Annotated in this window: 16 protein-coding genes; 6 read left to right on the plus strand and 10 right to left on the minus strand. The window is 34.4% G+C overall.

Annotated elements, in window-relative coordinates; translation table 11 throughout:
- The 5 genes from B0A67_RS15860 to thrA all read right to left on the minus strand — a co-directional run.
- The coding region (locus tag B0A67_RS15860) for an ATP-binding protein (protein WP_089069551.1) at positions 1-890 on the minus strand (890 nt) is incomplete at its 3' end.
- Complete coding sequence (locus B0A67_RS15865) at positions 887-1,339, minus strand: hypothetical protein (RefSeq protein WP_072964700.1); 453 nt, start codon at positions 1,337-1,339, stop codon at positions 887-889. The genes B0A67_RS15865 and B0A67_RS15860, both read right to left, overlap by 4 nt.
- A 170-nt stretch (positions 1,340-1,509) precedes the next feature.
- Positions 1,510-2,799, minus strand: a complete 1,290-nt coding sequence (gene thrC / locus B0A67_RS15870; RefSeq protein WP_072964699.1) for a threonine synthase — start codon at positions 2,797-2,799, stop codon at positions 1,510-1,512.
- A gap of 407 nt (positions 2,800-3,206) precedes the next feature.
- Positions 3,207-4,139: a homoserine kinase gene (locus B0A67_RS15875; protein WP_072964698.1), complete on the minus strand. Its 933-nt coding sequence runs from the start codon at positions 4,137-4,139 to the stop codon at positions 3,207-3,209.
- A gap of 139 nt (positions 4,140-4,278) precedes the next feature.
- The gene (gene thrA / locus B0A67_RS15880) at positions 4,279-6,726 is read right to left on the minus strand and encodes a bifunctional aspartate kinase/homoserine dehydrogenase I (RefSeq protein WP_072964697.1); all 2,448 of its coding nucleotides are present in this window, start codon (positions 6,724-6,726) and stop codon (positions 4,279-4,281) included.
- A gap of 642 nt (positions 6,727-7,368) precedes the next feature.
- Here thrA and hutH point away from each other — a divergent pair.
- The 4 genes from hutH (at position 7,369) to B0A67_RS15900 (ending at position 12,480) form a co-directional block, all read left to right on the plus strand.
- Positions 7,369-8,883 (plus strand): histidine ammonia-lyase, encoded by a 1,515-nt coding sequence (gene hutH, locus B0A67_RS15885; RefSeq protein ID WP_072964696.1) that lies wholly within the window; start codon positions 7,369-7,371, stop codon positions 8,881-8,883.
- Between the two features lie 48 nt (positions 8,884-8,931).
- Positions 8,932-9,576, plus strand: coding sequence for a DUF47 domain-containing protein (locus B0A67_RS15890; protein ID WP_055098081.1), 645 nt, complete (start codon positions 8,932-8,934; stop codon positions 9,574-9,576).
- A gap of 32 nt (positions 9,577-9,608) precedes the next feature.
- The gene (locus B0A67_RS15895; protein ID WP_072964695.1) at positions 9,609-10,952 is read left to right on the plus strand and encodes an inorganic phosphate transporter; all 1,344 of its coding nucleotides are present in this window, start codon (positions 9,609-9,611) and stop codon (positions 10,950-10,952) included.
- 166 nt (positions 10,953-11,118) lie between these two features.
- On the plus strand, positions 11,119-12,480 hold the full coding sequence (locus B0A67_RS15900) for an SMI1/KNR4 family protein (RefSeq protein WP_072964694.1): 1,362 nt from the start codon (positions 11,119-11,121) through the stop codon (positions 12,478-12,480).
- Here the strand turns inward: B0A67_RS15900 and B0A67_RS15905 are convergent.
- The 3 genes from B0A67_RS15905 to B0A67_RS15915 all read right to left on the minus strand — a co-directional run bounded on the left by B0A67_RS15905 (position 12,477) and on the right by B0A67_RS15915 (position 17,155).
- Positions 12,477-12,998: a DUF421 domain-containing protein gene (locus tag B0A67_RS15905; protein ID WP_089069553.1), complete on the minus strand. Its 522-nt coding sequence runs from the start codon at positions 12,996-12,998 to the stop codon at positions 12,477-12,479. The genes B0A67_RS15900 and B0A67_RS15905 overlap by 4 nt on opposite strands.
- A gap of 99 nt (positions 12,999-13,097) precedes the next feature.
- Positions 13,098-14,468 carry a 30S ribosomal protein S6--L-glutamate ligase gene (rimK, locus tag B0A67_RS15910; RefSeq protein ID WP_072964692.1) on the minus strand — a complete coding sequence of 457 codons (1,371 nt, stop codon included), beginning with the start codon at positions 14,466-14,468 and terminating at the stop codon, positions 13,098-13,100.
- A gap of 140 nt (positions 14,469-14,608) precedes the next feature.
- On the minus strand, positions 14,609-17,155 hold the full coding sequence (locus B0A67_RS15915) for an ATP-dependent Clp protease ATP-binding subunit (protein WP_072964691.1): 2,547 nt from the start codon (positions 17,153-17,155) through the stop codon (positions 14,609-14,611).
- A 258-nt stretch (positions 17,156-17,413) separates the two neighbouring features.
- On the opposite strand from B0A67_RS15915, the gene gyrA reads away from it, so the two are divergent.
- Both gyrA and B0A67_RS15925 read left to right on the plus strand, forming a co-directional pair.
- On the plus strand, positions 17,414-20,059 hold the full coding sequence (gene gyrA, locus B0A67_RS15920) for a DNA gyrase subunit A (protein WP_072964690.1): 2,646 nt from the start codon (positions 17,414-17,416) through the stop codon (positions 20,057-20,059).
- A gap of 38 nt (positions 20,060-20,097) precedes the next feature.
- Positions 20,098-21,366 (plus strand): tetratricopeptide repeat protein, encoded by a 1,269-nt coding sequence (locus B0A67_RS15925; protein ID WP_072964689.1) that lies wholly within the window; start codon positions 20,098-20,100, stop codon positions 21,364-21,366.
- A gap of 84 nt (positions 21,367-21,450) precedes the next feature.
- On the opposite strand, the gene B0A67_RS15930 is transcribed toward B0A67_RS15925, so the two are convergent.
- Together B0A67_RS15930 and B0A67_RS15935 are read right to left on the minus strand one after the other, a co-directional pair.
- A complete protein-coding gene (locus B0A67_RS15930) occupies positions 21,451-21,870 on the minus strand; it encodes an OsmC family protein (RefSeq protein WP_072964688.1) in 420 nt (139 codons plus the stop codon).
- Positions 21,871-22,268: 398 nt separating this feature from the next.
- Entirely contained in the window at positions 22,269-24,260 is a 1,992-nt protein-coding gene (locus tag B0A67_RS15935) for a DUF349 domain-containing protein (RefSeq protein ID WP_072964687.1), read from the minus strand.

A 24,260-nucleotide genomic window follows, 5' to 3' on the forward strand; every position in this document is an offset into this window, starting at 1 on the left:
AATAAATCTGAAAGAGATTTTGGATTAGTTAAATCTAAACTTATATAAATTATTGTTCCTGGCCAGTATGAGCAAGGGCCAGTTTTTATTTTTCCATAATCATTATAGTAATAAAAACCTTCCGAGTATAGATGAAGTTTTCCATTATTTAATTTTACTAACTCATTTACTATCCATAAGCCAAATCCCATGTGATAAGTGTTTGGTTTAGAGGTTACTCCTTTTTGTACTGATTTTCCAAGTAGACTAGCTGTATCAACTGAATTGAAGAAAACTTTTTTAAGATTGGAAATAATTCCAATTCCTGTATCAGCGCATGCAATTTCTATTTTAGATTTATTTCCATCCGCTAGAATAACACTTTGAGTATCTTGTACAGCATGTTCCCAGAAATTTAGTAAAATTTCTGAAAAACAACTAAAAATTAGGTCAGTTACTTTTTGTTTATTATTATAATATTCACTAATTTTTGGAATAAACTCATTTTGTAAATATTCATTTGTATAATTTGAATTTCTTAATAAAGCTTGGGGGGCGATAATAAATTTGTCGTCAAGTTTAATTTTGAATTCTTTAAAAGCTCTATCTGGAATTTTTTTATCCGAGATAAAAGCTTGAATTAATGTATAAAATTCATATTTCGCCCAGCTTTCATTAATATAATCATCAATGAATAAATTTGGTCTTCTGAAGCAATGATGAGTAAAAGTATAATCAAGGTACTTATATATGATTAATAATCCTAAGATATCAATTTCTATGACTTGAGAAAGGTCTATTCGTACATTTGTAACAGCTCTGTTTTTCCAATTAAATGTATGTTCAACTTTTCGGAGGAATGCAGGTACAAAATTCTTTGTAAGATACTTGGGTGCTTGTAGTATTATCATTTATTAAATTCTTTTTCAATTGAATCTAAAAGTTTTTTTTCTAGGTCAAAATTTTTATGCCTAAAATCTGACAATAAACTTTTTAAATAGTCTAAATACTTTGTTATTTTAACATTCATTTTTGACTCAATATATAATCTATTTTGGGAGACTTTTTTCTCTAAAGATGATATTCTATTAATTGAATTGATCATCTCTTCCTTATCAAGAATATATGTAAAACTAACTAATTCGCTGTATATTTCTTCGATTACTGTTATTCTTCTATCTTCTCTAACCTTTTTTTTGTAAATTTTACTTTCTATATTTTTAATATTTCGTTGTATAAACCAATTTATAATAGCTACAATTATATTTATCAGAATAAAAACGATAATATATTTTAAGTTTAAAACATCAAATTCTTCTTTTATTAATCCTTGAAGTATTTTAAAATCAATTTCTTTCATATGATACAATGTTTTTATATGTTGCGGAATCTTTTGTAAGATTAATTCAGTTACCGAGCTTAATGAAGTAACCCTGATAAAAAACTAAATATAGTTAGAAATAAAAAAATATAAATAGTAATAATTAGGAATTAATAAAATCTGTAGCTTAAAATTTTAAAAATAAAAAACTATCCCAAAAATGCCTTCAATTCCTCATAAGTTTTAATCTTCACACTAACTTTATCCTCATTCAAAACACTTTCAATTTGTTCTGGAATCGGAAGCGTAATCCCTAAAGCAGGTTCAACAACATCCAGAAACTTAATAGGATGTGCAGTTTCTAAGAAAACACCAATCGCATTTTCGTGTTTTTGTAATTCTTTTTTCAAACCTAAATAACCAACAGCGCCGTGTGGTTCTGCGATGTAACCATCAACTTTATAAATGTTTTTTAGAGCTTCCAGCGTTTCTTCATCAGTATAACTATAAGATGAAAAGTCTTTTTCGAAAGCTTTTAAATCGTTGTTGTATAATTCCTGAATTCTAATAAAGTTACTTGGGTTTCCAACGTCCATAGCGTTAGAGATTGTCGCTTTAGAAGGTTTCGGGTCGTATTTTCCGCTTACTAAGAATCTTGGTACGGTATCGTTTACGTTGGTAGACGCTACAAAATGTTCGATTGGTAAACCTAATTTCTTCGCCATAATTCCGGCGCAGATATTTCCGAAGTTTCCGCTTGGGCAAGAAAAAATCAACGGTTTGTTTTGGCTTTTCAAGGCTTTATAAGCAAAGAAGAAATAAAACATTTGAGGCAACCAACGTGCAATATTGATAGAATTTGCCGAAGTCAGGTTTTTATGCGCTAAAGTTTCGTCTAAAAACGCTTTTTTTACCATATCCTGGCAATCATCAAAAACGCCATCAACCTCAAGTGCTTTAATGTTTTGACCTAAAGTAGTCAATTGTTTTTCCTGAATGTCGCTCACTTTTCCTGACGGATATAAAATGACAACATCAACACCGTCAACGCCAAGAAATCCGCTTGCAACAGCTCCGCCCGTATCTCCGGAAGTAGCTACCAAAACGGTATTTTTACTGTCTTTTTTGTCTTTATTAAAATACGCCAGACAACGTGACATAAATCGCGCTCCAACGTCTTTAAAAGCCATTGTTGGCCCGTGAAATAATTCTAAGGAATAAATGCCTTTTTCGACTTCTACAACCGGAAAATCAAAAACCAGAGTATCGGCTATGATTTCTCTTAGATTAGCTTCGGGAATTTCATCTCCAACAAATTGCTGGATCACATCAAAAGCAATATCGTTATGGCTCAAATTTTCGATTACATTAAAAAATGCAGGATTTAATGGCGTAATAGTTTGAGGAAAATATAATCCTTTATCACTCGCTAATCCTTGTATTACAGCTTCTTTAAAAGAAACTTCCGGTGCATTATGGTTTAAACTGTAGTATTTCATTTCTAAATTTTAGATTTTAGATTTTAGAAAATAGAGAATAGAGTATAGAGAATAGACTTTTCTGTAATCAAATTCCAATTTTTAAATTCTAATGGTTGTTTTTTATTTAACCGCAAAGAGCGCAAGGAAATGGTTTCTTTTGAAAACGCAGAGTTCGCAAAGCTTTGTGGTGATATTTTTTATTAAACGTTTTTTTGTCATTTCGACGTAAGGAGAAATCTTCGCAAGTAACTCCGTAACGTGAGTCCAATCTTTGTCGAGCTTCTAGCGAAAATTTCTCCTTACGTCGAAATGACAACTGTATGGCTACGCTTTGTTTTATACTTTGTCGACAAACTAGTGCGATTCCTCGTTCCTCGGAATGACAAACGTTATCTTAATTCTTCTTACTTAATACATTTCACATTTTACAAAATGCGAACACCATCTGGATTAATTTTCGAAACGTGAATTTCATACGGCAAATTCATGGCTTCGTAAACATCGCTCATCGCTTTGGCGATTTGGTCGGCGGTGTTTTTTCCTCTGCTTAAGGCAAAAATCGACGGACCAGAACCTGAAATTCCGGAACCTAAAGCGCCGTTTTCAAGAGCCGTTTGTTTGATCAGATCAAATCCCGGGATTAAAACGCTTCTTAAAGGTTCAACGATTTCGTCATGAAGCGATCTTCCAATCAAATCATAATCTTTAGTGTATAAACCGGCAATTAATCCGCCCACATTTCCCCATTGCATGATCGCACTTTTCAGGGAAACGGTTTGTTTTAATACCGAACGCGCATCAGATGTTTTCAACTCAATTTGAGGATGAACTACAGTTGCAAACAATTCTTCCGGACTATCGATTCTGATAATATCAAGCGGGGCGTAACTTCTTACCAAAGTAAAACCTCCCAAAAGGGCAGGAGCAACGTTGTCAGCATGGGCGTTTCCGCTGGCTAATTTCTCGCCTTGCATGGCAAATTGCACCAAATCTTTACGGGAATACGGTTTTCCTAATAATTCATTAATCCCAAAAACCGCTCCGGCAGAACTTGCAGCACTGCTTCCAATGCCGCTTCCGGCTTTGATGTGTTTGTAGATTTCAATTTCAAATCCAAAATCAATCGGATTAAAATGGCTTTCATAAGCTTCTAACATGGCGATAGCTGCAACTCCCGAAACATTTTTTTCGGTTTCCATAGGCAAATCGGCACCCACAATTTTTGTGATACGAATTCCTTTTTGATCTACTTTTCGAACAATCATTTCATCGCCCGCATTGTCTAAGCAAAGTCCAAGTACGTCAAATCCGCAGGAGAGATTTGCAATTGTAGCGGGACAGAATAATTTTATTTCCATTTTTTTAAAGGTTCAGAGGGGCAAAGGCTCAGAGGTTCAAAGGTTTTGCCAATCATTATTTTTATTTTAGGTTCAAAGGCTCATAGGTTCATAGGTTTTTAGCTTTGTCCCTTTGCATCTTTGAGCCTTTGTATCTTCTTTAGTTATTTCCTATTCTAATAACATCTGCAAAAATTCCTGATGCTGTTACCGCAGCTCCGGCTCCCGCGCCTTTGATCAATAAAGGCTGATCTACGTAACGATCTGTGTAGAACAATACGATATTGTCTTTTCCTTCTAAATTATAGAATGGATGATCTTTAGCGATGAATTGTAATCCTACGCTTGCTTTTCCGTTTTCGAATTGTGCAACGTATTTCAATCTTGAATCTTTGGCCAATGCTTCTTCATAGATTTTTTCGAAATGTGGAGCATGTTTGATTAAAGACGCAAAAAAATCTTCGTTGTTTGTTGTTGCTAAACATTCGGCAGGCAGGAACGATTCGTTGGCGATGGCGTCAATATCCATTTCGTAACCGCTTTCGCGAATTAAGATTAAGATTTTACGCGCAACATCGATTCCGCTCAAGTCTATTTTTGGATCCGGTTCTGTGAAACCCTGAACTCCGGCTTCTTTCACCACATCGTGAAAAGAATTGTTCTTGTCAAAATTGTTGAAAATAAAGTTCAGACTTCCGGATAAAACCGCCTGAATTTTATGCACTTTATCGCCAGATGCAATTAAGTTTTTTACTGTATCAATAATTGGTAATCCTGCACCCACATTCGTTTCAAACAAAAACGGAGCGTTGTATTGACGGGATAAACTTTTTAGTTTTTTATAATTATCGTAAGCAGATGAACAGGCAATTTTATTACAGGTTACAACGGCAATACTTTCTTTTAAGAATTTTTCGTAAGTTTCAGAAACGCTTGCATTTGCTGTAATATCCACAAAAATACTATTACGTAAATTCAGTTCTCTGGCACGTGCTATAAATTCTGTCGGAATAGCGTGTTCGCCTTTATCTAATGCCGATTTCCAGTCTTTTAGAGAAATTCCGTCCTCATCAAAAAGCATTTTTCTGGAGTTCGATAAAGCAATTACGCGAACATTAATCTTTAAATTTTCTTTTAAAAACTTTCTTTGATTGTGAATTTGCTCGATGAATTTCTCCCCTACATTTCCAACTCCCATTACAAATAAATTCAGCTGTTTGGTGTTTTCTTCAAAGAAGTTTTCGTGCAAAGTATTTAATGCTTTTTTAACGTCTCTTTCGTTGATTACAGTCGAAATATTACGTTCAGAAGCACCTTGCGCAATGGCACGAATGTTTACGTTGTTTTTACCTAAAGTACTAAACATTCTTCCGCTTAAACCCTGGTGGTTTTTCATGTTTTCGCCCACCAAAGCAATAATACAAAGATCTTTTTCTACAATGGCTGGATCGATTTTGTTTTGAAGAATTTCAACTTCAAAAGCTTTGTTAATCGCAGCTTCGGCATTTTCAGCGTCAGCGTTTAAAATTCCGATACAAATTGAATGTTCTGAAGAAGCCTGAGTGATAAAAATCACGTTGATTTTTTCCTGAGACAATACTTCGAACAAACGTTTTGATGAACCTGAAACGCCAATCATTCCCGGGCCTTCAAGAGTTACCAACGAAATATGATCGATATGGCTGATTCCTTTTACAACAGTATCTTTTGATGAAACCTGACTTGAAATTAGAGTTCCTACAGCTTCCGGCTCAAAAGTATTTTTGATTAAAATTGGGATGTTTTTTCTCAAAACAGGCTGAATCGTTGGCGGATACAGCACTTTGGCACCAAAATGCGATAATTCCATCGCTTCCTGATAAGAGATATTTGCTATTGGTTGTGCTTGTTTTACAATTTTTGGGTTGGCAGTAAACATTCCGTTTACGTCAGTCCAGATTTCTAATTGTGATGCATTAAGTGCTCCGGCAATAATGGCTGCAGTATAATCAGAACCTCCACGGCCTAAAGTAGTAGTGATTCCGTCTGAAGTCTGAGCAATAAATCCGGGTAAAATATTGATTTGAGATTGATTTCCTCCAAAATATTCCTGAATCAATTGGTTCGAAACTTCGAAGTTTACAACCGCTTTGCCAAAGTTATTATTCGTTTTGATTAATTCACGACTGTCTTTATACACTACATTTTTATCGATTTGCTGATACGCCTGTGCGATGATATATGACGAAAGCAATTCTCCAAAGCTTAAAATAGTATCAGAAGTTCTTGGAGACAGTTCGCCTAATAAAAAACAACCATCCAATAAAGTTTCTAAATGATTGATGATTCTTTTTACATGACTTAATAAGCTGCTTTGTTCGCTTACCGGAATAAGATCTTTTAATGTTTCAAGGTGTTTTTTCTCGATTTCGGCAACAATATCTCTAAAACTTTCGTCGTTTGACGCTGCTTTTGCTGCTGCCAATTGCAATAAATCGGTTACTTTGCTTAATGCAGAAACAACAACAACTAATTGATCCTGTTGAGAATTTTGGTTTATAATGTCGAGAACGAGTTTTATATTTTGAGCATTGGCAACCGAAGTTCCGCCAAATTTTAATACTTTCATTTTGATGTTTTTTTTCTTTTATGCAAATATTTTTATGTACCCATCGTCTTTCTTCTTTCAGGAAAAAAGTATAGATAACCAAGGATTATATGTAAAATGTATACCCCTAAGGGGTAGTTGTTGTAGTAGAAATTGTTGTAGCAGCAATTGCAACTCTAGTTTGAGTTGTCATTGTAGATTGATATTTTGCGCTGCTTCTTTTCATTTTTCGTTTTCCAAAAGTACAGTTTTTTATAAAAGTTAAAAAACCTAATTCCCTTTTTGCGAATATTTTAATATTTCAAATATAAGAATTTTAATATTGAGTAATTGTTAAAATTAGAACGCTAAAGTTGGCTTATTCATATATTTAGTGCTTTTTTCGGCTCTTCTTTAAAAATAAACAAGGCCGTTTTTGCTTAAAATCAATTCAAAAAATAGCGATTTTATTCTATATAGTAACTAGGGAATGTTTTTTTGAATTCATTTCATTGTAATAATAATGTATTTATCCTTAAAATAAAGAACTGATTTTTTGTGTGATAAGGATTATGAAATAAATAAAAGAGAGGAATTGAAATGGCGCAAATTTTAATTATTATGAACAAATGTTGCTTTTTAATATTGATTTGCTGAATTTTGATGTCTTAAAATACAAACAACATGAGAGAAATCCATTATATAAGTACTGAAATCCTAAGTTTAGAAGCTTTACAAGAGATCATAGTGAATCAAAAAACACTTGAATTGTCTGAGGAAGCAAAAGTAAATGTTCAGAAATGCCGTGATTATTTAGATAAAAAAATGGCTTCGCATTCAGAACCTATTTATGGTATCAATACAGGTTTTGGATCTTTATGTAATGTGAAAATCTCTAATGAAAATTTATCCAAACTTCAGGAGAATCTGGTAAAGTCCCATGCGTGCGGAACAGGGGAAGAAGTTCCTGCTGAAATTGTAAAGCTGATGTTGCTGCTTAAAATTCAATCTTTGAGTTACGGACATTCAGGAATTCAGCTGCAAACCGTAAATCGTCTGGTTGATTTTTATAATAATGATGTTTTACCTGTCATCTATACCCAGGGTTCTTTGGGAGCTTCGGGAGATTTAGCACCTTTGGCACATTTGTCATTGCCATTATTAGGAGAAGGAGAAGTTTTGTTTGAAGGAAAAAAAATGGCTTCGGCTGAAGTTTTGAAACATTTTAACTGGGAACCACTTGTTTTACAGTCAAAAGAAGGTTTAGCTTTATTAAACGGAACTCAGTTTATGAGTGCTTACGGAGCTCATATTTTAATAAAAGCCTACAAGTATTCTTATTTAGCTGATTTAATCGGAACAATTTCACTAGAAGGTTTTGACGGAAGAAGCGAGCCTTTCAACGAATTGATTCATTACATACGTCCACATAAAGGACAAATTATTACTGCGCAAAGAATTAATGAGTTTCTGGAAGGAAGTGAAATTATTGCTCAGGAGAAAAAACACGTTCAGGATCCGTATTCTTTCCGTTGTATGCCGCAAGTTCACGGTGCTTCAAAAGATGCAATCGATTATGTTCGCAAAGTTTTCAAGACCGAAATTAATTCGGTTACGGATAATCCAAATATATTTATTGAGGCAGATCAGATTATCTCCGGAGGAAATTTTCACGGACAGCCTTTGGCTTTGGCCTTAGATTTTATGGCAATTGCTTTGGCTGAATTAGGAAGTATTTCTGAAAGAAGAACCTATCAATTGATTTCAGGATTACGTAATCTTCCGGCATTTTTGGTAGACAATCCGGGATTGAATTCAGGATTTATGATTCCGCAATATACAGCAGCCAGTATCGCAAGTCAGAACAAGCAATTGGCAACTCCGTCAAGCGTTGATAGTATTGTATCGAGTAACGGACAGGAAGATCACGTAAGTATGGGAGCCAACGGAGCGACAAAAGCATTACGTGTTCTTGATAATTTAGAGCGTATTCTGGCCATCGAATTATTGAATGCTTCACAAGCAATTGCATATAGAGAACCTCTGAAATCAAGTGATTTTATCGAGATGTTTTTGAGCAGTTACAGAGAGGTAGTTCCTCTGGTCAGGGAGGATAGAATCCTGCATTATGACATCGAAAAAACAGTTGAATTTCTTGACAGTTTCCAAATTGAAAACGATTTGTTAACAATGGCTTAACATTGTAGAATATTAATGAAGTAATTTTGCACTATCAAAAATATAAAAATGTCAATAAACAGTATTTTCCAATTTTTAGTGCCGAAAGACAAGAAATTCTTTCCACTTTTTGAAGAGGCTTCAAGCAATTTAATTGAATTAGCTTCTAATTTACACGAAGCTGTAAATCTTCCATTAAAAGAAAGAGAAGTTCTTTTTCAGAGAATTGACGAATTAGAGCAAAAAGGAGAAGACATTACACGTCAGACCAATCTTGAATTGAGTAGAAACTTTATTACTCCGTTTGACAGAGAGGATATTCACACATTGATTACTTCTATCGACAACGTTGCAGATTATTTGCACGGAGCAGCGAGCAGAATGAGATTGTATCAGGTTGATAAGATTACAAAATCGATCAGAAAAATGACCGAAATCAATCTTGAAGCTTGCCAGAATATTGATAGTGCAGTAAAAGAATTGAGAAATTTAAAGAATTTCAAAGTCATAAAAGATGCTTGTGCCAGAATTAATAAACTGGAAAACAAGTCAGATAACGTTTATAACAAAGCAGTTTTTGAAATTTTTGAAAACGAAACAGACGCTAAAAATATTATTAAATATAAAGAAGTGTTATCTGTTTTAGAATCAGCAACAGATAAATGTAAGAGTGTTGCAAACATACTGGAATCTATTTCTGTAAAACATTCTTAAATTCAATTTATTTCATTCTGAAGTTATAATTTATGACGCTACTTATAATTATTATAGTATTAGCCTTAATTTTTGATTACATCAATGGTTTTCATGATGCGGCGAATGCTATTGCAACAGTTGTTGCTACAAAGGTTCTGACGCCTTTTCAGGCGGTTCTTTGGGCAGCATTTTTTAACTTTTTGGCCTACTGGGTTTTCGGATTTGGTGTTGCGGATACTGTTGCTAAAACAGCAGATACAATGCAAATTGACCTGGTGGTGATTTTGGCAGGGGTAATTGCGGCAATTTGCTGGAATTTATTGACCTGGTGGTTGGGGATTCCTTCTAGTTCTTCACATACCTTAATTGGTGGTTTTGCCGGGGCAGCGATTGCGCATGCCATTGCAGTTCATGGTTTTTCAGGTTATGTTGATGCAGACGGAGTGACACATCATTGGTATGATATAGTAAGTTGGTACAAGGCTGGAAAAGATGGCGGAATGCCTTCCGGAGTTCTTATTATCATTGCCTTTATTGTTTTAGCACCATTGTTGGGAGCATTGGCTTCTTACTTAATTTCGATTTGGCTTTTAAATGCATCTCGTAAGAGTATTGGACCAAAAATATTTACAGTGGCTTTAATGATTGCAACTATTTGGTTTGTTTACGCACAAATGATTCCTTATGAGGAAATTATAAAAGGGGGGCATAAACCTCGTTTTGCTTCTTCTGTTTTTTGGAGTGTTGCATTTGAACCACATAATATTAAATGGTTTTTAGTTGCGTTTATTGTCTTGACAGTGAGTGGTTTTTGTTTGATATTTAGTAGTTTGAATCTACATCAGGCAGATGCAGCTTTAAAGAAAATGCAATTATTATCTTCTGCGGCTTTTAGTTTAGGTCATGGAGGAAATGATTCGCAAAAAGTAATGGGTATTATTGCGGCAGCTGTTGTTGTTTATATTAATACAAATCCTGGTGTTCATATGGATTCCTGGTTAGATGTGGCTCTTCCTTCTGAGGATGGGGCTTTTAAAATGCCAAGCTGGATTCCTTTAGCGTGTTATTCTGCAATTGCTGCAGGAACTTTGAGTGGTGGCTGGAAAATTGTGAAAACAATGGGTTCTAAAATTACAAAAGTAACTTCATTCGAAGGTGTTGCTGCTGAAACTGCTGGAGCTTTAACGCTTTATTTTACGGAGCATTTAAAAATTCCGGTAAGTACAACGCATACGATTACAGGGTCTATCATTGGGGTTGGATTAACAAAACGTGTATCTGCCGTTCGTTGGGGAGTTACCGTAAGCTTAATTTGGGCATGGATATTAACGATTCCTATTTCGGCTATTTTAGCAGGTTTGATATATTACGTTTTAAGTGTATTTATATCCTAATAAAATGATTTTTGAAAAATGTGAGAAGTAAAATCACATTTTATAACATATAAAAAAAGTCGGTTTCTTTATTGAAGCCGGCTTTTTTGTTTGGTAGTATTGGTTGTTTTAAAGTGATAATGTATTTACATTTACTTTATAATAAAAGAAGAGATAAAGGTTGGGAATGGAAGAATTAAATCAAATAGAAAGGATTAAAAGCAAGCTGCTTATTGCGAAAAATGCAGATCAGGATTTAAAAGTGTTTGGTGCAGACAGTCATAAGTATTTTTTAGGTGAAACTGTAAATAACGACGAAATTTTAAAGTTTGAAAAAGAGTATAATCTGGAACTTCCTGAAGATTATAAAAACTTTTTGCTTCATATTGGTAATGGTGGAATTTCGTATGCAGATTCTTCGGCCGGTCCGGGTTACGGTATTTATCCTCTGGGAAAAAATACCAACGAATTGATATACGAGAATAACGAATTGTATTTAAAAGAAAATTGTAAAATTCATCCAAAAATGTCGGATCAGTTTTGGTCTGATTTAAACAAAAATATCGACGAGAATGATGCTATTTCTGATGAAGATTTTTATCTTGAATTAGGTAAGGTATTTTCGGGATTATTGCCTGTTGGTACTCAGGGCTGTACTTATTATTATGCACTTGTTCTCAATGGTGAATTTAAGGGAAGAGTTGTTAACGTCGATAGCGACAGGGAAAAACCATATTTTGTCTTTGAATCTAATTTTTTAGATTGGTATGAAAGATGGCTTGACGAAATAATACCTGAAAGTGTAATGATCGATGCTCCTGATTTGTTTAAATATACATTAGGAGGCAATGTCAATTATGTCCTCGAAGTTTATTTTTCGACTGATGATAATGAAACTAAAACCGAAGGCTTAAACGGGATCTTAAAAAAAGAAAAGATAGCTTCAGAATCGCTTGATATTTTGGAGGCTGAATATAAATTAAACTCAGGGAAAATTCAGAAAAAGATACTTCAGATCCTTACAAAGTTTGATTATCAAAGAGCTTATCCTTATTTGGTTGACTTTGCAAAAGAAAGTTTATTAGATGTTTTTCAGATTGTATTTTGGTATGCAAAAGATAAAAGTTCAGACTGGCTGGATGTTATAAAATCAAATGCTGAAACTATTAATGATGATGAAACTTTTAGTTTTTGTACTTATTTATTAAAAGAAATGGATATTGATTATGGAAATATTATTGTTCCTTTTACCTTTAATAAGAACGAAAAAATAAGAGTTAGTGCTTATTATGCGCTCGGACAATTGGAGAATAAAAGTGATTATATTGATGTTTTTATCTCTGGTCTAAATGATGATGCAAATAGGGTTATTCATACTGTATTGCAGGCATTAGATGGGGTAGAAGACAGGAAGCTTTTGAAACATTACAAATTGATCGCAGAAAAATTTCCCGTAGAAAAAGATTATATTTTAGTGAATCTGAATCATAGATTGAAACCGTTTGGTTTGACTAATAAGACGATTAAAAAGAGCAAGCTGGATTATTAAAAGTTCTGTAGATTTTTACGATTGTGTTTTCTTTTGTAGTGGGTTTGCTTGAGGTCTTTTTTATCTTGTGATATGATGCTTATAGTACCGTCTATTTCTAACATAGCAAGCTTTATATCGGTTAAATGTTCTAGACCATGCTCACGTGCCGCTTCTTTTAATTCTTCGTGGGAAATGTCTAATTTGCTCAAGGCTTTAAAATCTAATTTTCCGTTGTGAATCAGGATTTCTGGCTTGTCTAATAATAAGTTGTTAAGGCCTTTGTATTTGTGTGTCAGTTTTTTGATGATAAAATTGATTATAAATAAAGCCAAAGCGGCAATTAAACCTCCTGAAAGACTTGTGTCGGGGCCGACCATTGCATTTTGAACGGAGTTGCTAATTAGTAAAATCAGTATAATATCAGCAGTGTTTAACTGCGAAAGTTCTTTTTTTCCAAAGATTCGCAGTGCAATTGTCATAAAAAAATATACTGCTACACTTCTTAAAATAATATCGAAATACGGATATAGCGCCATCTTTTTAGTATTTAAATTTAAAAAAAGCTTTGCCAAAGTGGTGTACTTTGACAAAGCTGTTAAAATTACTTGTATTTTATTAAGTTCTAATGAACTTATTTATATTAGTTTGAAATTTTTTTCAATTGCTTTGATCATTTCTCCGGCAATATCTTTGTTTGTGGCGCCTTCAATTCCTTCAAGACCCGGAGAAGAGTTTACTTCAAGTAATAATGGCCCTTTTGAAGAACGAATAATATCGACTCCTGCTACTTTTAGGTCCATCGCTTTTGCGGCTTTTATGGCGATTTTTTTCTCTTCGGCAGTTACTTTGATAATAGATGCTGTTCCGCCAAGGTGAATGTTTGCTCTGAATTCTCCAGGCATAGCTTCACGCTGAATGGCTGCAACCACTTTTCCGTCGATTACAAAACAACGAATGTCTTTTCCGTTCGCTTCTTTAATAAATTCCTGAACAAGTATATTGGCATTTAAGCTTTTAAAAGCATTGATAACACTTTCTGCGGCTTTTTTGGTTTCTGCCAAAACAACCCCTTTTCCTTGAGTCCCTTCAAGTAATTTTACGATTAAAGGCGATCCTCCAACCATTTTGATCAAATTGTCAGTATCCAGAGGAGAGTTGGCAAAACCGGTTGTTGGTATGTCAATTCCATTATTCAGAAGTAATTGCAAGGAATATAGCTTATCTCGCGATTGTGTTATGGCTGTAGCCGAATTTAAAACGAAAACCTTCAAAGCTTCAAACTGACGTGTTAGTGCACAGCCATAAAAGGTAATACTTGGTCGGATTCTTGGAATAATAGCATCAAATTGATTTAGTATTTTTCCGCCACGATAATGAATTTCAGGCGTTTTCGCGTCGAGTTTCATATAGCATTCCTTGATATTCAAAAAATGCATTTCATGACCGCGCATTTCGCCTGCTTCCATGATTCGTTTATTGCTGTATAATTCAGGATTACTGGCTAAAAGTCCAATTCGTAAACCGGAAGTTGCTTTTTCTGAATTTTGGTATAATTCTTTTAATGCTTCAGGAGTTGGCTGCCCTAACATGTATTTTTCTTCTGGATCAACCAATACGCGTCCGCTCATGGCTTCACGGCCTAAAAGCATACGGAAACCCATCGAATCGCGATTCGTCAGCGTCATTTCGATTGGCCATTTTACATCGCCAAGTTTAATGTTCGTTTGAATAACATAACGATGTTCTCTGAAGCCGCTTGAACTTTTTACGATTCTTTTGTCTACCAACGGGGCTTCACAATGAATGATGGTTTTTATATTGTTCTGAATTGGATTAATATCGAATTTTACCCAATTGGCATCATTTTTTATAAAAGGAGCTATGTTTATAGCGTGCATTGCTGAAGTTTTAGCACCGGAATCGACACGAGCTTTGATTGTCGGGATTCCTAATTCTGGAAATGCGCACCATTCTTCGCTACCTAAAATGACTTTATTTTGAAGCATACGTTATTATTTATTTATAGAATATAATAGCCAAAAATAGCTATTTGCTTTTACTAAAGGTAGTAATTTATCTAAAAAAAATACCCGTTATGTTATGAAAACGTAACGGGTAAATTAAATTTGTTAGAAAATTAATCTATTTACTGATTTGTTGGTTCTTCAGCCTTGTGTATTTCAACAGAAAGTTCCTGAGAATCATCTTTTAAATCCATTAAGATTTCATCACCTGAATGTATTTTTGAAGTTATGATCTCTTCGGCCAATAAATCTTCAACATATTTCTGAATCGCTCTTTTTAGAGGTCTTGCCCCAAACTGTCTGTCAAAACCTTTTTCAGCAATAAATGCTTTTGCTTTGTCAGTAAGATTTAGCGTGTATCCTAATTCAGAAACGCGGGAATATAGTTTTTTAAGCTCGATTTCGATAATCAAATCAATATCGTGTTTCTCTAATGCGTTAAATACAATTACGTCATCAATTCTGTTTAAGAATTCAGGAGCAAAAGTTTTTTTCAATGCATTTTCGATAATGCTTTTTGAGTTTTCATCGGCCTGAGCTACTTTCGCAGCAGTTCCGAATCCTACGCCTTGCCCAAAATCTTTCAGCTGACGTGCACCAACGTTAGATGTCATGATAATGATCGTGTTTTTAAAGTCGATTTTGCGACCTAAACTATCTGTCAGATATCCGTCATCTAAAACCTGAAGCATCATATTAAATACATCCGGATGCGCTTTTTCGATCTCATCTAAAAGTACCACACAATATGGTTTTCTACGAACTTTTTCAGTCAATTGACCTCCTTCTTCGTAACCAACATATCCCGGAGGCGCTCCAACTAAACGAGAGATAGCAAATTTTTCCATGTATTCACTCATGTCGATACGTACTAATGCATCTTCAGAGTCAAACAATTCTTTTGCTAAAACTTTAGCTAATTGGGTTTTACCAACACCGGTCTGACCTAAGAAAATAAACGAACCAATTGGTTTGTTAGGATCTTTAAGTCCGGCTCTGTTGCGCTGAATCGAACGGGCAATTTTTAAAACGGCTTCGTTTTGACCAATTACTTTATTCTGAATCAATTCAGGCAATTTTGCCAGTTTATTACTTTCGGTTTGTGCAATTCTGTTTACAGGGATTCCGGTCATCATAGAAACAACATCGGCTACATTATCTTCTGTAACTTCAATTCTGTTGTTTTTAGAATCTTCTTCCCATTGTTCCTGTGCAACAGCAAGATCTTTTTCAATGCGTTTTTCGTCATCACGAAGTTTGGCAGCCTCTTCGTATTTTTGTTTTTTGACTACCATGTTTTTCATTTCGCGAACTTCTTCTAACTGACGTTCTAAATCAAGAATTTGTTTAGGAACATCAATGTTAGTAATGTGTACGCGAGATCCTGCTTCGTCAAGAGCATCAATAGCTTTGTCCGGCAAGAAACGCTCAGACATATATCTGTTTGTTAATTTCACACAAGCTTCAATAGCTTCCTGAGTGTAGGTTACGTTGTGGTGATCTTCGTATTTGTCTTTTACGTTGTTTAAGATTGCAATTGTTTCTTCAACAGAAGTTGGTTCAACAATTACTTTCTGGAAACGTCTTTCAAGAGCTCCGTCTTTCTCAATATATTGTCTGTATTCATCAAGAGTAGTAGCACCAATACATTGGATTTCTCCTCTTGCTAAAGCAGGTTTAAACATGTTTGAAGCATCAAGTGAGCCAGTTGCTCCACCAGCACCTACGATAGTATGAATTTCATCAATAAAAAGAATGATGTCGTCATTTTTCTCCAGCTCGTTCATTACTGCTTTCATTCTCTCTTCAAACTGACCGCGGTATTTTGTTCCTGCTACTAAACTGGCAAGATCAAGTGTAACCACACGTTTGTTAAAAAGAATACGGGATACTTTCTTCTGGATGATACGCAGTGCAAGTCCTTCTGCAATAGCAGACTTACCAACTCCTGGTTCTCCAATAAGAAGCGGGTTGTTCTTTTTTCTACGGCTTAAGATTTGAGAAACACGTTCGATTTCTTTCTCTCGTCCTACAACAGGATCCAGTTTTCCTTCTTCCGCCATTTCTGTTAAATCTCTCCCAAAATTATCTAATACCGGAGTCTTCGATTTTTTGTTTGACTTATTGGCGGGATTGTTAAAACTACTTTCTTTAAGACTGTCATCTTGTCCTGAATCGTCATTGTACGATTCGTTTCTTGGCAAGTTTTCTAAGAATTCTTCTTCGTTTGGAGTCATATTTAAATATTGTTCTTTAGCTATGTCATAATCTATTTTTAGCTTATTCAATAGCTTGGTTGTGGGATCGTTTTCGTTTCGTAAGATACACAAAAGCAGGTGCGCCGTGCTAATTGACGAGCTTTGAAATACTTTAGCTTCAAGGAATGTAGTCTTCAGGGCTCTTTCCGCCTGACGCGTAAGATGAAGATTCTTCTTTTCGGCATTTACTTCAACGCTTTGATTGGCCGGACTCAGTATTTCTACTTTCCTGCGTAAATGATCTAAATCGACTGCAAGGTTATTAAGTATATGAATAGCTTTTCCGTTTCCATCCCTTAAAATGCCTAGCATTAGATGTTCAGTACCAATAAAGTCGTGGCCCAAACGTAAGGCTTCCTCTTTACTGTAGGTAATAACATCTTTTACTCTTGGTGAAAAATTATCATCCATAATATATAATTGGTATTGTAAATTTAGTGAATTAGTGTTTGAAAAACAAAAACCATACCCTTCAGGAACTCCTGACAGCTAAGTGACAAAAAAAATAACAATAAAAGCGTTAAAATACGCTTAATTTATTAACTAAAACCTAAAATAAAGTTGTTAATAAATCATTGAAATAAGTGTAAGGAAATAGCTGAAAAAATTCCAAAAAAACGTATCTTGGCACGCTTTGAAACTAATATAATTATTTAAACATAACAACTTATGTCTGAAGGAGAAAAGTTAATTCCTATTAACATTGAAGATGAAATGAAATCTGCTTACATCGATTATTCGATGTCGGTAATTGTATCGAGAGCGCTTCCGGATGTTAGAGATGGCTTGAAACCAGTGCATCGAAGAGTTCTTTACGGAATGTATGATTTAGGTGTAACTTCAAGATCTGCCCACAAAAAATCTGCAAGAATCGTAGGAGAGGTTCTGGGTAAGTATCACCCACACGGAGATACTTCTGTTTATGATGCAATGGTTCGTATGGCCCAGGAATGGAGTATGCGTTATTTATTAGTGGACGGTCAGGGTAACTTTGGATCTGTAGATGGCGACAGCCCTGCAGCAATGCGTTATACTGAGGCGAGAATGCGTAAAATATCAGAAGATATTATGGCGGATATCGAAAAAGAAACAGTTGATTTTCAATTGAACTTTGATGATACTTTATATGAGCCAAAAGTAATGCCAACCAGAGTTCCTACTTTATTAATTAATGGAGCAACAGGAATCGCGGTAGGTATGGCAACCAATATGCCTCCACACAATTTAACTGAAGTTATCAACGGTACATTAGCATACCTTGATAATAACGATATCGAAATTGACGAATTAATGACGCATATTAAAGCCCCGGATTTTCCAACCGGAGGTATAATATATGGTTACGAGGGTGTTCGTGAGGCATTTAAAACCGGTAGAGGACGTATTGTAATGCGTGCTAAAGTTGGTTTTGAAGAAGTTGACGGAAGAGAATGTATCATCGTAACTGAGATTCCGTATCAGGTCAACAAAGCCGAAATGATCAAACGTACGGCTGATTTAGTAAATGATAAAAAAATTGAAGGTATTGCGAATATTCGTGACGAATCAGACAGAAACGGTATGCGTATCGTTTATATCCTGAAACGTGATGCGACACCAAACGTAGTTTTGAATACCTTATATAAGTTTACGTCATTACAATCTTCTTTTAGTGTAAACAATATTGCATTAGTAAAGGGGCGTCCTCAAATGTTGAATCTAAAAGATATGATTCACTATTTTATCGAGCACCGTCACGATGTAGTAGTAAGAAGAACTCGTTTTGAATTGCGTAAAGCAGAAGAAAGAGCGCATATTTTAGAAGGTTTAATTATCGCTTCTGATAATATTGATGAAGTAATTGCTTTGATCAGAGGATCTAAGAATACAGAAGAAGCTCGTGAGAAATTGATCGAAAGATTTAATTTGTCAGATATTCAGGCTCGTGCCATTGTAGAAATGCGTTTGCGTCAGTTAACAGGTCTGGAACAAGACAAGTTGAGAGCTGAGTATGAAGAATTGATGAAATTGATCGAGCATTTGAAAGCTTTATTAGAAGATGTAAATTTAAGAACCAACTTAATTAAAGAAGAACTTGAAGAAATTCGTGAGAAATACGGAGATGATCGTCGTTCTCAAATTGAATATTCCGGTGGAGATGTAAGTATCGAAGATTTAATAGCAGATGAAAATGTAGTAATTACAATTTCTCATGCAGGTTATATTAAACGTACCAACTTAACAGAATACAAAACTCAGAATAGAGGAGGAGTTGGGCAAAAAAGTGCAGGAACAAGAGATCAGGATTTCCTTGAGCATATGTTCGTTGCGACCAACCACCAATATATGATGTTCTTTACGCAAAAAGGAAAATGTTTCTGGATGCGTGTTTATGAAATTCCTGAAGGAAGTAAAACGGCAAAAGGAAGAGCAATTCAGAACTTGGTAAATATTGAAAGCGACGATAAAGTAAAAGCTTTCATTTGTACTCAGGACTTAAAAGACAAAGATTATATCAACAGCCATAATCTTGTAATGGTAACGAAACAAGGTCAGGTTAAGAAAACTTCTTTAGAGAAATATTCTAAACCAAGGGTAAATGGTGTTGCTGCAATTACAATTAAAGAAGGTGACGAATTACTTGAAGCGAAATTAACCAACGGAGAAAGCCAAATTATCCTTGCTGTTAAGTCTGGTAAATTGGTTCGTTTTGAGGAAACTAAAACACGTCCGATGGGAAGAACAGCTTCCGGAGTTCGCGGAATTACCTTAAAAGACGATACGGATGAAGTAATTGGTATGGTTACCGTGGATAAAGAGGATGTAAACGATACGCAGATTTTGGTTGTAACTGAAAACGGATACGGTAAACGTACTAAATTAGTTGATGACGATGGCGAAGATGTTTACAGAATTACAAACCGTGGAGGTAAAGGTGTTAAAACGCTTAATATTACGGAGAAAACAGGAAAATTAATTTCTATTAGTAATGTAACGGATGCTGATGATTTGATGATTATTAATAAATCAGGATTAACAATCAGAATGGCTATTGAAGATTTACGTGTAATGGGTCGTGCAACACAAGGTGTTCGATTGATTAACCTAAAAGGTAAAGATTCTATTGCTGCTGTAACAAAAGTTATGAAAGATGATGTTGCGGAAGAAGTTGTTGATGAAGATGGAAATGTTATTGAATCTGTTATTGAAAGAGTAAAACCTGATTTAGAAGTTCTTGAAGATGAAGGTCCGGTAGAAGATGATGACGATGATGACGACTCTGACGAAGAATTAGAAGATGAAGATGATACGGAAGAAGAAGAGTCCGAAGAATAAAATTTAACCACTTATATTAAATATACAAATTGAATACTATGAAAAGTAAATATGTAATACTTGCATCAGCATTATTGATTTCAGTAGCTACTTTTGCTCAAAAAGATCAGATAAAGAATGCTGAAAAAGCACTAAAAGGAGGAGATGCTCAAGGAGCGATTGCTATCCTGAAAGATGCTGAAAATTTGGTTGTAAATGCCAAAGATGTCGAACAGGCTCAGTACTACTTTGTACAAGGTAATGCTTATGTAAGCTTAGCTGATAAAAAAGTAGAAGAAAGCAAAAACCTTTCTCTTGCTGCTGAAAGCTACAAAAAGTTAATTGATGTTGAAAAAGCTTCAGGAAAATTAAAATATTCTACTCAGGCTGCAGCTTCAATTACTGATATTAAAGGAAAGCTAATTAATGCTGCTATTGCAGATTCTCAGGCAAGCAAACATGCTGACGGTGCAAAAAAATTGTACGATGCTTATTTATTAGATAAAAAAGACACTATCAATTTGTATTATGCAGCTTCTACAGCAGTAAATGCTCAGGATTTTGATCTTGCTTTGCCAATGTACGAAGAATTAAAAAAGTTAAACTATTCCGGAAAAGGAACTAGTTATTTAGCTGTAAATAAAATCTCAGGTAATGAGGATAGTTTTAATAATGCTAAAGATAGAGATTTAGCTGTAAAATTAGGAACTCACGAAAAACCAAAAACAGAAGCTATTCCTTCTAAAAGAGGTGAGATATACAAAAACTTAGCGTTGATTTTAGTTCAAAAAGGACGTAGTGAAGATGCTAAAAAAGCAATCGCTGACGCAAGAAAAGCAAATCCTGAGGATACTTCTTTGATCCTTACAGAGGCTAACTTGTATTTAGAGTCTAAAGATTTTGATACATACAAAAAATTAGTTGGTGAAGCTTTGCAAAAAGAACCAAACAATGCTGATTTAGTATTTAACTTAGGAGTTCTAAGTGCTAATGCAAAAAACAATGCAGATGCTGAGAAATATTATTTGAAAGCGATCGAAATCAATCCAAACTATGCAAATGCTTATCTGAATTTAGCAGCTTTAAAATTAGAAGCTGAAAAGCCAATTATTGATGAGATGAATAAATTAGGTACTTCTGCAAAAGATATGAAACGTTACGATGTGTTGAAAGCACAAAGAGAGAATGTTTTTAAAGGAGTGATTCCTTACCTTAAAAAAGCAAATGAATTAGATCCTAAAAACGAAGATGTATCTAAAACATTATTAGGTGTTTACAAAGCGTTAGAAATGACTGCTGAAGCAAAAGCATTAAAAGCTACAATGTAATTCTAAACAGATTTAGAAAAATAATAAAAAACCATCCCGTTCTTTTGAATGGGATGGTTTTTTTTATGCTTACAAGTTTACGTATTAGCTAACTAAAGTAGCAGAAAGTGTAATTGTTGTGTTTAATAATTTTGAAATAGGGCAAATTTCTTTTGCTTTTGCTGCTGTTTTTTCAAATTCTTCAGCGTTAATATTAGGAACTTTACCTTTTAAATCCAAATGGATTAATGTTATAGTTCCGTCTTCAAAAGTAACTGTCGCTTCTGTATTTAAATCATCTGCTGTAAAACCACCTTCGTTAAGCAGGAAGCTTAATTGCATCGTAAAACAGCCGGAATGCGCTGCAGCAATCAATTCTTCAGGATTTGTTCCAACTCCGTCTGCAAATCTTGTTTTAAACGATAATTGAGCATTATCCAGAGTAGTACTTTGAGTACTGATTTTTCCGGTTCCTTCCATACCGGTTCCTTTCCAGTTGGCATTTGCTTTTCTTGTAAATTTCATTTTCGTCGTTATTAGGATTAATAATTGAATTTATTGATTATCAGGAGATAATGAGGTTGATCAAATATAATCAATATTTTACAGAATTTTTTTCATGAAATTATAATACATTGTTAAGTTTTAGGTCGAAATGAAATAAATATAGGAGTTAATTTTACCGCACACAAATTTTTTTAAAATATACTGGAATTTAATTTAATGCAAAGTTCGCAAAGATTTGTATTGATCCAGCTTTGCGAACTTTGTATTGTGTTGGAATATCAAAAAAACGAACCTTACCGAACCTTACCGAACTTTGCGTACTTTGCATGCTTTGTGGTAAAAAAAACTACTGCATAAAAAAAGGTGCAATGAAAAATCTTCATTACACCTTAAATATTAATTTATGTACTTAAAACTTATTCCTGGCCTAAATTGCGTAATTGTTTCAGTTTATCTTTCCAAAGTTCAAGACTTTCTTTATGAATAGCGATGTTTTTACGAACTTCAAGAACGATTGAATTCTCTTTTTTTGCATTTTTAGTATTAGCAAAAAACTGAATATTATTCTCTAACTGGAAAATTTCATTTTGAACTTCTTCAATTTTGCGCATTAAGAAAATCTTTTCGTTATCTAATTTACGAGTATCGTTACTGTCAGATAAAGAATCGATACGGTTAGAGAAACGCATCATTTCAGTTTCTTTTTTACTCAAACTTAGTTTTTCAAAAAGAGCATCGAGGATTTTGTTGAATTTCCCTTCGATATGACGTCTTGCAAAAGGTACTTTTCCGTAGCCTTTCCAGATTTCGATATGTGCTTTAATAGCATCCAAATCAGTTTTGTGGTCACCGGTTAATTGGTATGCGCGTAAAATATCCAGATACGCTTTTTTATTGTCAAAAGCAGCAACCTCATCAACGTTTTCCTCTGATTTATGTTCTTTTAATTTGTCAAAATAGTGATTGCAGGCATCTTTGAATTCTTTCCAGATTTTGTCTGAATATTTTTTAGGAACGTGACCAATTTGTTTCCACTCTTCCTGAATTTGCTTCATGATTGGAGTAGTAGCACCAAAATCAGTACTTTCCTGTAGTTCTTTAGCTTTTGCTACAAGAGCCATTTTTTTGTTTAAATTGTCGTTTTGATCTTTTTTAATGTCTTTGTAAAATGAATTTTTAAAAGAATTAAAGTTTCTAACGGCAGTTTTAAATGCGGCCCAGGTTTCTTCATTCACATCTGAAGGTACTTTTCCCGCAGCAAAAAATTCATTTCTAAGCGCTTCTACTTTCTGGATTTGTACGAGCCATTGTGAGTGGGAATTTACTTTTTCAGTTCCTAAAACCTCAATTTTGGCAATGATTTCTTTTTTGACTTCCAGATTGTTTTGTTCGTTTGCTCTTTGGCTTTCAAATAAAACTTCTCTTTTGTCATGGATTTTTTTAGTCAGTTCGCTAAATTTATTCCATATAGTATCACGGTGTTCTTTAGAAACTGGTCCGATGTCTTCTTTCCAGATTCTGTGTAAATCCTGTAATTCACGGAATGCTTTGCTAATGTCAGTTTCGTTTGCTAGCTCTTCAACACGTGCAATTATTTTTTGTTTTTGCTCCAGATTGTATTTAAAATCTAAATCTCTTGCTTCACGATCTAAATGCAGGTAATCATAAAAATTCTCTACGTGAAAGTGGTAATTATTCCAAACGTGATTGTATTTGTCTTTTGGGATTGCTCCGGCATTTTTCCATCTCTCTCTTAAATCATTAAAATGTTTAAGCGTGTCTTTGATGTTTTCCTGCGGGTTGATCAGTTCTTTAAGCTCTTCAACTATAGCAAGTCTGTTTTCTAAATTTGATTTTAGATTAGTTTGTAAATGCTTGAAATGAGCATTTCTTTTTTCTCTAAAAACATTATAGTATTCGTCAAATTTAGATTTTAACGGAGAATGGTATTCAAATTCCTCATTAGGATCTTGTTTAGAAGTATTGAACTCTTCTTTTTTCTCTTCTATAAGGTGATTGTATTGTAATAAAAATGATTTTTTAATTTCTTCGATATGATCTTTTACGGACATTACTTTGTCTGTACTGATCAATTTTTTAAGCTCATCAACAAGTGCATCCAAAGAGAAGGTATCATAATCCTGCATAGGGATTTCATGACGCTCTTTTAGTGTTTCATCTTCACTTTCTTCAGCATTGGAATTTGTAATGGCATCTAATGCAGTCTGATGATTGGTTTCTGTCGTAGCGACTGTATTTTCCGCTTCCGTTTCACTAACTGAAGCCGAAATTTCAGCAGCTGTTTCAGGCGCTGTTGTTTCGATTGCATTATCCTGTGTAGAATCGCTAATTTCGATTTCTAATTTTCCGTCTGCTTCATGCAGGTTATCATTCTTTTCTTCTAACAT

The organism is Flavobacterium aquidurense, assembly GCF_002217195.1.
Lineage (GTDB): Bacteria > Bacteroidota > Bacteroidia > Flavobacteriales > Flavobacteriaceae > Flavobacterium > Flavobacterium frigidimaris.

What these genes read in the sequence shown, in the direction of transcription:
- B0A67_RS15895 (WP_072964695.1), top strand. Translation starts at nt 9,609, where the DNA reads ATGACGCTACTTATAATTATTATAGTATTAGCCTTAATTTTTGATTAC.
- thrA (WP_072964697.1), bottom strand. Translation starts at nt 6,726, where the DNA reads ATGAAAGTATTAAAATTTGGCGGAACTTCGGTTGCCAATGCTCAAAAT.
- B0A67_RS15935 (WP_072964687.1), bottom strand. Translation starts at nt 24,260, where the DNA reads ATGTTAGAAGAAAAGAATGATAACCTGCATGAAGCAGACGGAAAATTA.
- hutH (WP_072964696.1), top strand. Translation starts at nt 7,369, where the DNA reads ATGAGAGAAATCCATTATATAAGTACTGAAATCCTAAGTTTAGAAGCT.
- gyrA (WP_072964690.1), top strand. Translation starts at nt 17,414, where the DNA reads ATGTCTGAAGGAGAAAAGTTAATTCCTATTAACATTGAAGATGAAATG.
- rimK (WP_072964692.1), bottom strand. Translation starts at nt 14,468, where the DNA reads ATGCTTCAAAATAAAGTCATTTTAGGTAGCGAAGAATGGTGCGCATTT.
- thrC (WP_072964699.1), bottom strand. Translation starts at nt 2,799, where the DNA reads ATGAAATACTACAGTTTAAACCATAATGCACCGGAAGTTTCTTTTAAA.
- B0A67_RS15865 (WP_072964700.1), bottom strand. Translation starts at nt 1,339, where the DNA reads ATGAAAGAAATTGATTTTAAAATACTTCAAGGATTAATAAAAGAAGAA.
- B0A67_RS15915 (WP_072964691.1), bottom strand. Translation starts at nt 17,155, where the DNA reads ATGGATGATAATTTTTCACCAAGAGTAAAAGATGTTATTACCTACAGT.
- B0A67_RS15905 (WP_089069553.1), bottom strand. Translation starts at nt 12,998, where the DNA reads ATGGCGCTATATCCGTATTTCGATATTATTTTAAGAAGTGTAGCAGTA.
- B0A67_RS15925 (WP_072964689.1), top strand. Translation starts at nt 20,098, where the DNA reads ATGAAAAGTAAATATGTAATACTTGCATCAGCATTATTGATTTCAGTA.
- B0A67_RS15875 (WP_072964698.1), bottom strand. Translation starts at nt 4,139, where the DNA reads ATGGAAATAAAATTATTCTGTCCCGCTACAATTGCAAATCTCTCCTGC.
- B0A67_RS15890 (WP_055098081.1), top strand. Translation starts at nt 8,932, where the DNA reads ATGTCAATAAACAGTATTTTCCAATTTTTAGTGCCGAAAGACAAGAAA.
- B0A67_RS15930 (WP_072964688.1), bottom strand. Translation starts at nt 21,870, where the DNA reads ATGAAATTTACAAGAAAAGCAAATGCCAACTGGAAAGGAACCGGTATG.
- B0A67_RS15900 (WP_072964694.1), top strand. Translation starts at nt 11,119, where the DNA reads ATGGAAGAATTAAATCAAATAGAAAGGATTAAAAGCAAGCTGCTTATT.